Raw genomic sequence first — 13,858 nt, 5'->3', positions numbered from 1 at the left:
TGTAATACGCCAGCCAAATGATTTGCATCTCAGATATTGAGACGGCAATATCATTACATGGACAATTCTAGTGGCGTCGGTGTCATTGATAAAGCGGCCCAGGTGCTGGACGCACTCGAGGCGGGGCCCACCACCCTGGCGCAGCTCGTGGCTGCCACCGGACTGGCACGGCCCACGGTGCACAGGCTTGCCCTGGCCCTTGTTCACCACCGGCTCGTGAGCCGTGACATCCAGGGCAGGTTTGTCCTGGGCAGCCGGCTTGTCGAACTCGCTTCTGCCGCGGGTGAGGACAGGCTGATTGCCTCGGCGGGGCCAGTGCTCATGCAGCTCCGCGACGCCACGGGTGAAAGCGCCCAGATCTTCCGGCGCCAGGGCGACTGGCGCGTCTGCGTCGCCTCGGCGGAACGGCCGATCGGCCTCCGCGACACCATCCCCGTGGGGACGCAGCTGTCCATGAAGGCCGGTTCCGCCGCGCAGGTCCTGCTCGCGTGGGAAGACCACGACCGCCTGCTGGAGGGACTGCAGTCCGCGCGCTTCACGCCCACCGTGCTTGCAGGAGTACGACGGCGGGGCTGGGGCCAGAGCCTCGGCGAACGTGAGCCGGGGGTCGCCTCAGTCTCTGCACCCGTGCGCGGACCCTCCGGAAGGGTGATCGCCGCCGTGTCCATTTCCGGGCCCATCGAGCGCCTCACCCGGCAGCCCGGCCGGCTGCATGCCGAAGTTGTCTGCAACGCCGCCCGCGTCCTCACGGAAGCACTCCGCAAGAACAACGACTGACGCTCCCGGAGATCAGAATGGCGGCTCGATCGCGGCTGGGGTTCTGCTCGACGGGTTCTCTCAGTGTGTCGGGAGAGAACTAAAGAACGCCCCGGCGTCCTCCGCCGTGTGCCGCGGCTTGCGAACCGGTGACGGGGGCGAGTTGCGCTGGCACAATCTGTGTTGACAGGCGAAAGGAGCGGGCGATGGGGAATTCAGGATTCGAGGATGCGCTGGCGCAGGCTAGGGCCGCCCTCACCATGATCACCAGAGGTGACCCCAGCGGGTACAAGGAGCTGTACTCCCAGAAGGAGGACATCACCCTCGGGAACCCGTTCGGCGGGTTCGGGCGGGGCAGGGACGCCGTTTACGAGCAGCTTGAGCGGGCGGCTTCCTATTACCGCGACGGAGAGCCATCGACCTGTGAGGCCATCGCGAAGTCGGTGGGCGAGGACCATGGCGTATACGGTCGAGATCGAGAGGCTCCGCGCCAAGGTCGGCGGCCGGGAAGACATGAGCGATGTGGCGCTGCGGGTCACGTGCATCTACCGTCGGGAGTCCGGCGGGTGGAAGCTCTTGCACCGGCACGCTGATCCGGCGGTGGGCAGGCAGACAGCAGATTCGGTGGTCCAGGGCTAGCCGTGCCGGGGAGGTTGGATCTAATGCACAAACCGCGGTGCCAGGAGCATACTGAGGCATGAGCGACCGCGACGACTTCCTCGCCTGGGTCAAGTCCGCGCTTTACCAAGCGGAACTGGCCCTTCACAACGGCGATTCGGCCCCGCGCCGGGCCCTGTGGTCACGCAACGAGCCCGTGAGCATCCTGGGTGCGTGGCGTAACGCCTATGGCCAGCATGAACTGGACGAGGTCTTCGCTGGCCTCGAGAAGAGTTTCTCCGACTGCACGTCGTACGCGTTCGAATTGCAGGCCTATGACGTCGTGGATGACATGGCCTATACCGCCGGCCTTGAGCACACCTCTGCCTCCGTCAACGGTCAGCCGCGAAGTTATACCCTGCGGGCCACTCAGGTGTATCGCCGCGAAGGCGGCGAATGGAAGGTGGCCCATCGGCATGCCGACACCGTGACCGAGTGACGGTGCTCCAGGGCGGGTCACCGTGCACAGTAGGCTGGGCGGATGACGAGCTACGCAGTGTTCCTCCGCGGCATCAACGTGGGCGGCATCAGCATCAAGATGGCGGACCTCAAGGAGGCCCTGAAGTCCCGGCCGTTCGCCGACGTGAAGACGCTCCTGGCCAGCGGCAACGTGGTGCTGGCCAGCGAACTGAAACCGGCAGCGGTCAAGAAGGAATTTGAGGCGTGCCTGCGGGAGACCTTCGGCTACGACGCCTGGGTGGTGGTGCTCACGGCCTCCCGGGTGGCGGAGCTCGTGGAGGCGTGCCACTACCCGGCGGACAACAAGACCACGCATACATACATCACGCTGGCCTCGGACACCGCGGCGCTTGACGAGCTGTTCACCGCCGGGGAGTCGCTCGGCGGGGTGGAGCAGACCCGGCTCGGCCCGGAGGCGTCGGCCTGGCTTGCCCCGGCAGGCTGGACCCTGGACAGCCCCTTCAGCAAGCTCTCGGCCAAGCCGAAGTACAAGGCTTCGACCACGACACGCAACCTGCGGACCATGGTCAAGGTCCGGGACGCCGCGGCGGCCATCGAGTCCGGCGGCTAGTCGCAGCGGCCGGACCAGGCTGAACCGGACACCACCGTCCAACAGAAGGACCCGCCGTCAGTGACGGCGGGTCCTTCTGTTGGTGGTTCGTGCGGTCTCAGTGTAGGTCCGCACTCCGGGCTGCCAATGCGCTTATGCGCCGGGCTGGTCGAACCTCTGACCGGCCGGGTTGGACGGCAAAATCATGAACACCAGCAGTGCAAGTGCGCCCAGGAATGGCACCAGTCCAATAAGCACCAGCCAGCCGCTGAAGTCGCCGTCGTGCAAACGGCGCACGACGAGAGCCAACGACGGAACGATGGTGGCCAGCACCCAGATGACGAGCAGGATGTAGCCGATGGTGGCACCGGGGCCGGGAGCCGGAGCGCTGCTGAGGCTTGAGGCCGTCGTCGTCGCGGCGGCGCCCGCTCCGATGATGATGTTCAGGACGATGCTCACTGCAACGGATACAAGGGTCCACCACCAGTACTCGCTCCGGCTGGCCCGGCCGGAGAACGTGGCGTACTTCTTGAAGAACCGTTTGATGGCCACCGGGAACGGCGCCCCATAATACGGTGCCCAGAGCGGCGGTTCGCCGCCCTGCCAGGACTGCGCTCATTTGGCTGAAACCTTCTGTGACCCGGCTTTCCAGGAAATCAGGGATGCGCTGAAGGACCGTGGACCGGTTGCCCGGACACCGGGCGGGCGGCCACCAGCAGATCCCCCACCTGGCAATCCAGGGCTTCACAGACGGCCGCCAGGGTGGAGAACCGGATGGCCTTCGCCCGGTCATTCTTCAGCACGGACAGGTTCACCAGGCTCACGCCGACGATTCTGCTCAGCTGGGTCAGGGTCATCCCGCGCACGGCCAGCAGTTCATCGAGCCGGCAATGGATTGCCGATGACTCCTCGGCGGGCATCAGACCAGGCCCTCGGTGTCTTTCTGGAGACGCCGCCCGAACTGAAAGACTCCGGCGACAAGCACCAGGACGATGCCGGCCATCAGGGGGCCGACGTTGAAGTCCGCCGAGAAAATGTAGGCCTCATCTGGAGTGCGCTGGTTGGCCCCGATCATCTCTGCCACGCGGCTTCGCGCGATGGAGTCCAGAACCTGCCCGATCGTCCCGGCCAGGGCAAGGACGGCCCCGCAGGCGCCCACAACCCACGCCGACCCGGGGGTGAACAGGTTCTCACCGCGGAGCCGGAAGGCCAGCAGGAACACCAAGGCCAGGACGGCCAGAATGCCCACCTGATTCAGCGCCGTGCCCCACGACAGGAGCGCCCCCGGCCCGGACGGCAGGGAGGGGATGGTCGCCTCAAGAGCCGTGTAGTGACCCCTCGCCCCCAGGTCCAGCCCCGTCGCCGTCAGGTGCGACGTGGCCACCGGAAGGGTGAGCGTCACCGGCTCGGTGAACGATTTGATGATGCCGGATACGGTCAGGACCGTCGTCATGACCGCCGCGGCGGCCGAAGCGATCATGAGCAGGATCGCATCCGTCCTGGAGACAACGTTCTTCGTTCCGGGACCCGGCGGGTTTGTTCTGGTCAGCTTCATCGTTCCCCCAAAATTATCGACAATCGTTAACAACGATACGATAAGCTACCGACGCTGAAGTGGCGTGTCAACGAGGCGGTCGGCATGCCGGCAGGTGCAATAACGAGACACGTCCTAGGCGGCCGCGGCGGCCTTCACGGCAGCGTTGAAGGATTTCAGGCGGCTGATTTCCACCTCCACAGGCTCCACCACAAGCTTCCCGGCGACGTCGGCGACGGCGGACTTGAGCCGTTTCCTCGCCGCCGCGGCCCGCATGCGTGCCGCGGCGGCTGTGATGAACTTCGCGGTGACCGCGAGGAAAATGCCCAGCACCGCTCCCCCGGCAATCATGAGTGTGGGAATCGGCCAGCCCTCCACCCGGGGCACCTCGGGGACCGGAAGCTGAAGGTAGCCGAGGACAGCCAGCACGCCCAGCCACCCGAGCCCGCCCACGGCGGTGAGCAGCGCCAGCCACTGGATCACATTGAACACTCCCCACCACCAGGACTTCTTCCCGGCCTTCAGGTCGGCACCGGCAATGGCTTGGTCCAAAGCGTCCGGCAGGCGCTCTCTACCCTCGCGGGCGGCACCACGGATGGACGCCCGCCACGGGCCGGGAGCGCCGTCGCTCGCGGCATCGGCGAAGTCCCGGACCGCAGCATCGGTCCGGGCCCGCTCCGGCGCTCCGGCGGGAGGCAGCGAGGTCCGGTTGACTTCGGCATTGGAACTGCTGCGCAGATTGAGCCGGCGGAGCGGATCCGGCCGGAAGCGAACGAGCCATCTGGTGACGGGCCAGCCCGTGCGCCGGGTGGACTCGTGCTTGTACGACCGCGCCACGGCCTCAACCACCAGCGGCACGTTGGCCGCACGGGAGAGTTCCTCCGCGAGCCGCGCCCCGGTTCCGCTCTTTACGCCGGCGGGCTCGCCGGCCCCCGAGGCGTCCAGCAGCCGCCCGGCCGCCTGGGACACATCGGCCGATAGCCGCAGGGACAAGGCTTCCCGCTGCGCAACCACCTGGCGGATGGCTGCCCAGACCTTGTCCACCCCGGCCCCGGTCAGCGCCGAGGCCGCCAAGACCTGCACTTTGCCCAGTCCGTCCCGGGCCAGGATGCCCCTGAGCGATTCCATGACAGGCTTCACGTCGGCTTCGGGGAGCCGGTCGATCTGGTTTAGCACCACCAGCGTCACGGCGCCGTGGGATGCCAGCGGCGCCAGGAAGTCATTGTGGACGGCGGCGTCGGCATACTTCTGCGGATCCAGCACCCACACCAGAACGTCCACCATGCCCACGAGGCGCTGCACGGTCTCGCGGTTGGCAGCCCGCGTCGAATCAAAGTCGGGCAGGTCCAGGAGGATGAGGCCGCTGGATTCGTCGGCGAATCCGTCCACGGTGCCGGCATGATGGCGCTGGCGCACGTCCAGCCAGTCCAGCAGCGCTTCGCTGCCGTCCGCTCCCCAGACGCTCGCCAGAGGTTCCGACGTGGTGGGCCGGCGGGCGGCCGCCGTCGCGATTTCGGCTCCGTTGACCGCGTTGAACAGGGTGGATTTGCCGCTTCCCGTGGCGCCGAAAAAGCCCACCACTGTGTGATCCGCGGACAGGGACCGCCGTGAACTGGCCCGCTCCAGCACCTTGAGGACCTCGTCAAGGGTCGCGTCCGGCAGGACGCCTTCGGCAAGCTCCCGGGCGTCATTCAGTGCCTCGAGGCGGAGCTGCAGCCGGGATGCCTCCCTGGCTCCGCCGTGACGGCTCACGCGGCGCCCGCCAGCCTCTTCAGCGCCTCTGCGTGCCCTGCGAGGACTTCCGCCCCGGCGCCCGTGTCCGGGTCCAGCCGGTCCAGGAAGCGCAGCTGCTCGGCCTGCAACAGGTTCTGGCAACGGGTGTGCAGGTCTTCACGGGCCGTCCGCGCAAGCCGCCGCACGGCGTCTTCGCCGAAGACCGCCTCCAGCAGTTTTTGGCCGACGACGGCGGTGCCTCCTGCGACTCCGATCTCAAGACCCGTCAGGCCGGCAGTCATCGAGAACACCACGATCATGAGTGCGGCACCGAGGCCGTTGATACCGAAGGACAGCCACCTTGCCTGCGCCCGTTTGCCCTGCCCCTCCGTCCGGATGAGCTCCATGAGGCTCCCCTGCCAGACGCGGATCTCCGCGGCTACGGCCTCGGCGAACCCCGGGCTGGTTCCTGAAAGGTCCTCGGTGCCCAGGAGTTGGCGGCCTGCGGGGTCCGAGCGCCAGCGCTGGTCCGCGTCCTCCGCCGCGTTGGCGGCTTCGTCGACGATGACTGCCTGCAGTCCCGTTTCAATGGCAGTTTCCACCCTGATCGCCGGCGTTGGTTCGCCGCGGAAGAAGGCGCCTACGCGGTCCCGAAAACGGCCGATGTTCTGCTCCAGGCTCCGGAAGAACTCCCCGGTGCCGACGAAATCCTGCCAGCGGGCCAGCACCTCACCGCGCAGCAGGGCGCCGTCCTTGGTGGCATTGAGGATCCTGGCGACGGCGTCCTGATAGGCGTTCCGTGCGTCCTCACCCAGGAGCCCGGCGGCCCGCCTTTGCTCCTTCGACGCCGCCGCCACGAGCTGCACCCTCTGACTCAGCGCCTTGACTGTCCCGTTGAGCGTTCGCCGGGCGATGTCAGCCCTCCCCGCGGCGTCCGCGGCGAGGTTCCGCAGCCACGTTCCAAGTTCTTCGGTGGCGTCGGTTGGCAGCATGCCTAGCCTGTCCAGGGTCACCTCAGGGATGACGAACAGGCCGGCGTCACCCAGTCCTTCCCGTCCCAGCATGGCGCGGAGGTCCTCACTCACCTCAGCTTCCGCCGCGGGCGGGACCCGGTCGAGGACCACGGCGACCATGATGTCCCGCGACGCCGCGTCCAGCAGCAGCTTCCAGGGAACGGCGTCAGCGTAGCGGTTGGCGGTGGTGACAAAGACCCAGAGATCGGCGGCCGCCAGGAGCTGGCCGGCGAGCTTCCGGTTGTCATCGGAGATGGAGTCGACGTCGGGGGCATCCAGCAGGGCAATCCCTTCCGGCACGGCCGGGTCCCCCACCAGCACCAGCGATGAAATCGGAGCCGCATCGGGAGCCGGCCCGGCCTGGTTGGCCGGCACGGGGGCAGCAACCACGGTGCCCCTGATGCGGCTCAGGCTCGGCAGGACGCGTTGGTCCTCGAACCAGGGGGCATCCGCGGGATGGTGCAGGAGGATAGGCTGGCGGGTGGTGGGCCGGATGGCACCGGCCCGGGTCACCGGGTGGCCTACGAGCGCGTTCACGAGTGTTGATTTGCCGGCCCCGGTGGAGCCGCCGACGACGGCCAGCAGCGGAGCCTCCAGGCTGCGGTACCGCGGAAGGATGTAGTCATCAAGCTGGGCCACGCAGTTGCGGATGTCCAGCCGGGCCCGCTCGACGCCGGGAAGCTCCAGCGGCAGCGATACGGAGGACAGATCCCGGCGGACGGCTTCCAGGAGGGCGACGGCGGCAGCAGACTGCGCTTCCTTCTTCTGTCCGTTGGCCGGTGGGCGCTCGTTGGAGGAGGTCACAGCATCATCATGCCAGTTCAGGATCTGCTGCGGCTCAGGCAGGCCGTAGCCGCCGACAAAGAAAACCGGCCCCGGGCTGATGCCCGGAGCCGGTTCGTTGGTGACCCCAGCGGGATTCGAACCCGCGTTACCGCCGTGAGAGGGCGGCGTACTAGGCCGCTATACGATGGGGCCGTGTACTTTACAACCGGCCATTCAGCCGGTCAGGCTAAGTGATTGTTTCACACACTCAGCACGTGTTTCAAATCGAAAAGCTTGACTTGAAACTCCCGATAATCAGCGGAATTCCGCGGATTTTCAGAGCTGGGATACCAGGACTCGAACCTAGAATGACGGTACCAGAAACCGTAGTGTTGCCAATTACACCATATCCCAATGAAACTTTCGGGCCGGTCGAAAAGGCCTAAACCTTCGCTCTCAGCGCCTCAGCACGAGTAATTACTTTACCCGAGACTTTTGCGTCGCACAAATCGACCGCGGTGGCCCTCTGGAATCCCCAGCGCCTGACTGACTTTGGCCACCCGCACCCCACCGAACAACGAAAAACCTTGCAAATCCGGCCTCGATAAGTTTACGCTCGGTAAGTTACCAGCAAGTAACTACCTCCTCCCCCACGTTCTTGCGGGCCGAACTGCGAGCATTCGCGGTTGTTAGCCGCATCACAGTTGCGGGGAATGACCGGCGGCAAAGCCGCCGCCGGCAGGACCGTCGAGAGGAACAATCTGTGTTGGAACCATCTGTGTGGGAACCATCTGTGCCGGAATCGCTTCGGCCGGAATCGCTTGAGCCTGAATCACCTGCCTCGCGGAGTCGCACCGTCGTTGCAGGCAGAACCTGGCCCCGGACGCAACAGGTGGCCATCGCGATCCTTGCTCTGCTGCTCGTGGCACTGCTGGCGTTCTATACGCTCGTGACCGGCCGCGTCACGGACGGCTCGGCCAGGCTGAAGGACGGGGCAGGCCTGGCCTCCACGGGTGCCGAACAGTTGAAGACAGGCGCCGGCCAACTGGCCAGCGGGGCCAGCCAGGCGGATGCAGGGGCAACAAAGCTCGCGGAAGGCGCGGACCGGATCCATTCAGGAATCAGCAGCAAACTCGCTCCGGGGGCTGACAAGCTTGAGGCTGGCGCTGCCCGGCTTGCCGCTGGCGCCGTGAAAATCGAAAACGACGTCAACGGCAAACTCGCCCCCGGTGTCTACAAAGTCGACGACGGCGCCCACAAACTCGCTTCCGGAGCCGTCCGGCTATCCGCCGCCCTGACACCGACGGCGGCAGGCAACGTCCCGAACAACCTGGCGGACGGCGCCACCCAGCTCGACGGCGGGGCGGCGCGACTGGCGGACGGAACCGCTGAACTGGCCGCCGGCACAAACCGCCTGGCGGCTGGCGCAGTCCAGCTCAAGGGCTACCGCGGCGCGAACAATGACCCCGCGGCAGGCACCGGAACCGCTGCGATCGCACAGGCGCTGGAATTGTTGGAGGCAGCTGCCTCAGATCCCGTGCAGGGCCTGGTTCCCCTGTCCGTGGTCAAAGACAAGATCGCAAAGATCAGGGCTGGTGCGCAGAAGCTGGACGCCGGCGCTTCCCAGCTGCAGTCCGGAGCGGCACGGCTCAACGCTGGCGCGGCACGGCTGGACTCGGGCGCCGGACAGCTCCATGCAGGAACAGGGAGGCTGACAGCAGGATTCGCCACCCTGGCAGGCAAGCTCAACAGCCGGGACCCGAACAGCCCTGGCGTTGTAATGGGCACAGAACTCCTGGCCGAGGGCACGTCCAAGCTCCGGGTGGGCATGGACGGCGTGCCGGGGAATCCCGCGCGCCCGGGACTACTCAAGGCCACTGCGGGGATGACCGAGGGCAGCCAGCGCCTGGCCGACGGCACGGTGTCGCTGAATGCGGGCATCAAGGGAGATCCTGCAAATCCGGGCAGCCCCGGCCTGCTCGGCGGTTCCCAGGCCCTCGCTGCCGGCGCATCCAAGCTGTCGGACGGCAGCACCAGGCTTGCAGCGGGTTCCACGCAGCTCGCCACCGGCGCGGGCAGGCTCGCTGACGGCAACGCCCGGATCGCCGAAGGCACCGGCACCCTGTATTCGGCAGTCTCTGCGGTGTCCCCTGCAAGCATGGTCCGGCAGTCCGATGCCGTCATGGCCCTGGGCCTCGTGGGCGTCCTGGGCCTCGGCTCGGTGGGTGCGTTCCTCGCCATGAGGTCAAGGCGGCCGTTACGGTAAGCCCCTAAGCCGCCCGAGGCCGGGCCGGGACACAACCGTGTCCAGGCCCGGTCCCATCGCGGGCCGCGCAGATCCGAGGGGCGCCTTACTCCGGCAGTGCCAGCCACCCCAGCAGCTCCAGCAGGGAGCCGATCTCGTGTCCCTCAAAACCCGGGTCCGGCTCCCCGCCGCGGTTCAGCCAGACGCCCAGGAGGCCTGCCGCCGTCGAGCCTTCAGCGTCGAGCAGCCGGTTGTCCCCGACGTAAAGCGTCGTGTCCGCGGAACTGCCAAGAAGCCGGACACCTTCCAGGTAGATGGCGGGGTCAGGTTTTGGCACACCCACGGTGTCCGTCCCCACGAGGATGCCAATGCGTTCCAGCCCGGCGCTGTCCAGCTTAACGCGCTGGTAGTCGTGGACGTTGTTGCTCACTGCACCGTAGGGAATGTCTGCCGAGTCCAGTGCGTCCAGGAGCGGGACAACGTCCTCGAACGCCCTCACGTAACTGGGCTGGAGGCGCGAATACGAACTGAGCCAGTGCCGGGATTCCTCACCTTCGCCGAGTTCAACGCCGAAGTGGCCCAGCGCCGCCCGGCCACGGAGCAGCCGTTGCTCGTTGAACGTCAGCTCGCCGGCGAGGTAGCGGTCGTAGTAGTGAGTGGTTTCGTGGGTGAAGATCCTGCCGAACTTCTCCCACCCCGTCTGGTCCAGGCGGGGCAGGAGGTGTTCGCTGACATCGCGCAACGCCGTGGTCATGGCGTACGCAAGGTCCACAAGGGTGTCGTCGATGTCGAACAGGACACCGTTGACGGCACCGGGCGGCCGGCGGTGGAGGGCGCCAGCGGTTTCCGCGGCCGGACGGGTCATCAGCCGCGGAAGGCGCGGATGCGCGCCAGGGACGAGTCTTTGCCCAGGATCACCATGGATTCGAACAGCGGCGGAGAGATCCGGCGCCCGGAGATCGCAGTGCGGACGGGTCCGAACGCCAGCCGCGGCTTGATCCCAAGATCCTCCACGAGCGCCTGCTTCAGGGCAGACTGGATGTTTTCCGCGTTCCAGTCCGCGACGGGCTCGAGGGCGGCCAGCGCCGCGTCCAGCACCTCAGCCAGGTTTGCCGGCAGGCCCTTGCGTGCGTCATCGGCGATGTCGATGGCGTCGTCGTCCTTGAACAGGAAGGCGAGCATCTCCGGGGCCTCGCCCAGCAGGGAGATGCGCTCCTGGATCAGCGGCGCTGCCTCGGCGAGGACCTCTTCCTGCCGTGCGGTGAGGTTCTCGCCCACGAATCCAGCGGCCTGCAGGTACGGGACGAGCCGCCCGCGGAAGTCCTCCGGCTCAAGCATGCGGATGTGCGTGCCGTTGATGGCCTCGGCCTTCTTGATGTCGAAGCGGGCCGGGTTGGCGAGGACGTCGTTGACGTCGAAGTGCTCGATGAGCTGCTCCACCGTGAAGATGTCCTCGTCGGCGGACAGGCTCCAGCCAAGCAGGGAGAGGTAGTTCAGCAGGCCTTCGGGGATGAAACCGCGGTCCCGGAGCAGGAACAGGTTGGACTGCGGGTCGCGCTTGGAGAGCTTCTTGTTCCCCTCGCCCATGACGTACGGCAGGTGGCCGAAGACGGGCATGTAGCTGGCCACACCGATTTCCATCAGCGCGCGGATCAGCACCACCTGGCGGGGCGTGGAGGAGAGCAGGTCCTCGCCGCGGAGGACGTGCGTGATGCCCATGAGCGCATCGTCGACGGGGTTGACCAGGGTGTACAGCGGAGAGCCGTCGGCACGGACAATGACGTAGTCCGGAATGCTGCCGGCCTTGAATGTGATGTCGCCGCGGACCATGTCGGCGAAGGTGACGTCCTCGTCCGGCATCCGCACGCGGAGCACGGGCTGGCGGCCCTCGGCCTTGAACGCGGCAATCTGTTCGGCCGAGAGGTTCCGGTCGAAGTTGTCATAGCCCAGCTTGGGGTCCCGGCCGGCGGCGCGGTGGCGTGCCTCGACTTCCTCCGGCGTGGAGTACGCCTCGTAGGCGTGGCCGGCGTCTATCAGCTTGGCGACCACGTCCTTGTAGAGGTCCAGGCGCTGCGACTGGCGGTACGGTTCGTGCGGCCCGCCGACTTCCACGCCCTCTTCCCAGGTGATTCCGAGCCACTTGAGGGCCTCCAGCAGCTGCTGGTAGCTCTCCTCCGAGTCGCGGGCTGCGTCCGTGTCCTCGATCCGGAAGACGAAGGTGCCGTTGGTGTGCCGCGCATGGGCCCAGTTGAAGAGGGCCGTGCGGATCAGGCCGACGTGCGGGGTGCCGGTCGGCGAGGGGCAAAACCGGACACGCACCGGGGTTTCGGCGGTGACTTCGCGGCTCATTTCAAGGGGGGCGGAGCTGGAGACGGGGTTGGGCGCAGAGGGAGTAGTCATAGTGACACCAACTTTACCGCGTGCGCCATGCCGGGCTGGCGGCTGAACCCCGCTGCGAAACAGGACAGCCGCCACGTGGATCCCACGTGGCGGCTGTCCGGAATAGTCGCGACGGTCAGCGGCGGACCACCGGGTTCGACAGGCGGCCGATGCCCTCGATCTCGACCTCGTACCGGTCTCCGGCCTGCACCAGGTCCACGCCGGCCGGCGTTCCCGTCATGATGACGTCACCGGGCAGGAGCGTGAAGGCGCTCGAGACGATGGAGACGAGTTCCCGGACGCCGCGGATCATCTGGTTGGTGCTGCCGTCTTGACGGAGCTCCCCGTTGAGCCAGCCCTTGATGGACAGGTCCTCGGGGTCCAGTTCGGTTTCGATCCACGGGCCCAGCGGGGCCGAGGTGTCGAAGCCCTTGGCGCGGGCCCACTGGAGGTCGGTTTTCTGGACGTCGCGGGCGGTGAGGTCGTTGCCGCAGGTGTAGCCGAAGATGACGTCATCCACGCGCTCCTCGGGAACGTCCTTGCAGATGCGGCCTATCACCACGCAGAGTTCGGCCTCGTAGGAGACCTCGTCGGAAAACTCCGGCAGCACGATGGGATCGTTGGGACCCACCACCGAGGTGTTCGGCTTCAGGAACAGGAGCGGCTGCTGCGGCACTTCGTTGCCGAGTTCGCGGGCGTGTTCCACGAAGTTCCGCCCCACCCCGATCACTTTGCTGCGCGGAATGATCGGCGCCAGCAGGCGCACGTCCTCCAGCTTGTGGCGGACGTGCGTGCGCTCCACGCCGTGGAAGAAGGGGTCGCCGTTGATGACAGTGATTTCCTCACTGCCGGGCTGGCCTTCAACAATGCCGTAGAGGGGATCAGAATCGACTACAAACCGGGCAATACGCATGGTTCCAAGCCTACAGTCTCGGCCCGGCTCCCCTGCCGCACCGTCTCAGGTCCGGTCACGGAGCGTGCGCAGGTATTCCAGCTGGGCTGCAACGGAATTCTCGGCTGCGCGCCGCACGGAGGGATCGACGTCGGAATAGACAACGTTGGTGACCTCAGTGACGCCGGCGTCCCCGCCGAGCTCCGAGAGCGCCGCCCTGATCTGGGCCAGCCGGTCCAGCCGGTGGTCGCGGTAGGCGCGGACCACGGCGTCGAGGGCCGGCAGGACGGGCCCGTGGGCCGGCAGGACGGTGGCTGGCCCGAGCAGTTCCAGCCGGTCCAGCGAGGACAGATAGTCGCTCAGCCTGCCGTCCGGATGGTCCAGCACGGTGGTTCCGCGGCCCAGGATGGTGTCGCCGGTGAGCACCGAGCCGGCCGGGCCGTCGAGGGGAAGGTGGAAGCAGACGGAATCGGAGGTGTGCCCCGGGGTGGCCACCACCCGGATTTCGGTCCCCCCGGCCGCGACGGTCTCGCCGGGAAGCAGCGGCGCCCCCGCAAGGCAGTGCGCCGGATCGGCGGCGCGGACGGGAGCTCCGGTGATTTCGTGCAGCCGGGCCGCCCCCGCGGTGTGGTCCGCATGCCGGTGCGTAATCAGGATGAGCTCCACCGAGCCGGTGGCAGCCAACTCCTGCAGGTGCCGCTCATCGGCAGGCCCGGGGTCCACGACGACGGCAGCCACATGACCGGCCTCGGCGATGACGTAGGAGTTAGTGCCGTCCAGGCTCATCGGCCCCGGATTGGGGGCCAGGCGGTACCTGGTCAGCGGGCTGCTGGCGGTTAAGGCTGGCGTGGTGTCCGGATTCACACTTTTATTCTTGCATTTCCGCTAACAGCAC

14 protein-coding genes and 2 tRNA genes are annotated in these 13,858 nt (G+C 67.0%); 5 read left to right on the top strand and 11 right to left on the bottom strand.

The features are described from left to right. Positions 1-57: 57 nt before the first annotated feature. The 4 genes from J7I89_RS08190 (at position 58) to J7I89_RS08175 (ending at position 2,443) form a co-directional block, all read left to right on the top strand. A complete protein-coding gene (locus J7I89_RS08190; RefSeq protein ID WP_043420062.1) occupies positions 58-777 on the top strand; it encodes an IclR family transcriptional regulator in 720 nt (239 codons plus the stop codon). A gap of 435 nt (positions 778-1,212) precedes the next feature. Then, positions 1,213-1,395 carry a nuclear transport factor 2 family protein gene (locus J7I89_RS08185; RefSeq protein WP_214968969.1) on the top strand — a complete coding sequence of 61 codons (183 nt, stop codon included), beginning with the start codon at positions 1,213-1,215 and terminating at the stop codon, positions 1,393-1,395. A gap of 58 nt (positions 1,396-1,453) precedes the next feature. Beyond that, positions 1,454-1,852, top strand: a complete 399-nt coding sequence (locus J7I89_RS08180; RefSeq protein WP_214968967.1) for a nuclear transport factor 2 family protein — start codon at positions 1,454-1,456, stop codon at positions 1,850-1,852. 42 nt (positions 1,853-1,894) lie between these two features. Then, entirely contained in the window at positions 1,895-2,443 is a 549-nt protein-coding gene (locus J7I89_RS08175) for a DUF1697 domain-containing protein (RefSeq protein WP_214968965.1), read from the top strand. 132 nt (positions 2,444-2,575) lie between these two features. Here J7I89_RS08175 and J7I89_RS08170 read toward each other — a convergent pair whose 3' ends face one another. The 7 genes from J7I89_RS08170 to J7I89_RS08140 form a co-directional block, all read right to left on the bottom strand. Further along, positions 2,576-2,974 carry a DUF805 domain-containing protein gene (locus J7I89_RS08170; RefSeq protein ID WP_214968963.1) on the bottom strand — a complete coding sequence of 133 codons (399 nt, stop codon included), beginning with the start codon at positions 2,972-2,974 and terminating at the stop codon, positions 2,576-2,578. A gap of 104 nt (positions 2,975-3,078) precedes the next feature. Continuing rightward, a complete protein-coding gene (locus J7I89_RS08165) occupies positions 3,079-3,342 on the bottom strand; it encodes a helix-turn-helix transcriptional regulator (RefSeq protein WP_214968961.1) in 264 nt (87 codons plus the stop codon). Beyond that, entirely contained in the window at positions 3,342-3,977 is a 636-nt protein-coding gene (locus J7I89_RS08160; protein ID WP_214968960.1) for a hypothetical protein, read from the bottom strand. Before J7I89_RS08160 ends, J7I89_RS08165 begins: the two co-directional genes overlap by 1 nt. 114 nt (positions 3,978-4,091) lie before the next feature. Further along, entirely contained in the window at positions 4,092-5,708 is a 1,617-nt protein-coding gene (locus J7I89_RS08155) for a GTPase (protein ID WP_214968958.1), read from the bottom strand. Further along, complete coding sequence (locus J7I89_RS08150; RefSeq protein ID WP_214968956.1) at positions 5,705-7,486, bottom strand: dynamin family protein; 1,782 nt, start codon at positions 7,484-7,486, stop codon at positions 5,705-5,707. Before J7I89_RS08150 ends, J7I89_RS08155 begins: the two co-directional genes overlap by 4 nt. A gap of 98 nt (positions 7,487-7,584) precedes the next feature. Further along, a tRNA-Glu gene (locus J7I89_RS08145) sits at positions 7,585-7,660 on the bottom strand. Between the two features lie 129 nt (positions 7,661-7,789). Further along, positions 7,790-7,861, bottom strand: a tRNA-Gln gene (locus tag J7I89_RS08140). Between the two features lie 478 nt (positions 7,862-8,339). Here J7I89_RS08140 and J7I89_RS08135 point away from each other — a divergent pair. After that, positions 8,340-9,713: a hypothetical protein gene (locus J7I89_RS08135; protein WP_308159837.1), complete on the top strand. Its 1,374-nt coding sequence runs from the start codon at positions 8,340-8,342 to the stop codon at positions 9,711-9,713. A gap of 85 nt (positions 9,714-9,798) precedes the next feature. On the opposite strand, the gene J7I89_RS08130 is transcribed toward J7I89_RS08135, so the two are convergent. The 4 genes from J7I89_RS08130 to J7I89_RS08115 form a co-directional block, all read right to left on the bottom strand. Next, the gene (locus tag J7I89_RS08130) at positions 9,799-10,557 is read right to left on the bottom strand and encodes an HAD family hydrolase (RefSeq protein WP_214968952.1); all 759 of its coding nucleotides are present in this window, start codon (positions 10,555-10,557) and stop codon (positions 9,799-9,801) included. Beyond that, positions 10,557-12,092: a glutamate--tRNA ligase gene (gene gltX / locus J7I89_RS08125; protein ID WP_214968950.1), complete on the bottom strand. Its 1,536-nt coding sequence runs from the start codon at positions 12,090-12,092 to the stop codon at positions 10,557-10,559. The genes J7I89_RS08130 and gltX overlap by 1 nt, the downstream gene beginning before the upstream one ends. Positions 12,093-12,207: 115 nt before the next feature. Further along, positions 12,208-12,984: a fumarylacetoacetate hydrolase family protein gene (locus J7I89_RS08120; RefSeq protein WP_214968947.1), complete on the bottom strand. Its 777-nt coding sequence runs from the start codon at positions 12,982-12,984 to the stop codon at positions 12,208-12,210. A 45-nt stretch (positions 12,985-13,029) separates the two neighbouring features. Next, positions 13,030-13,827: an MBL fold metallo-hydrolase gene (locus tag J7I89_RS08115; RefSeq protein WP_214968945.1), complete on the bottom strand. Its 798-nt coding sequence runs from the start codon at positions 13,825-13,827 to the stop codon at positions 13,030-13,032. Positions 13,828-13,858 lie beyond the last annotated feature (31 nt).

This window comes from Arthrobacter sp. ISL-5 (genome assembly GCF_018613835.1).
Taxonomy (GTDB): Bacteria; Actinomycetota; Actinomycetes; order Actinomycetales; family Micrococcaceae; genus Arthrobacter.
The sequence above is the reverse complement of the archived record's forward strand: the minus strand, read 5'-3'. Positions and strand labels throughout refer to the sequence as shown.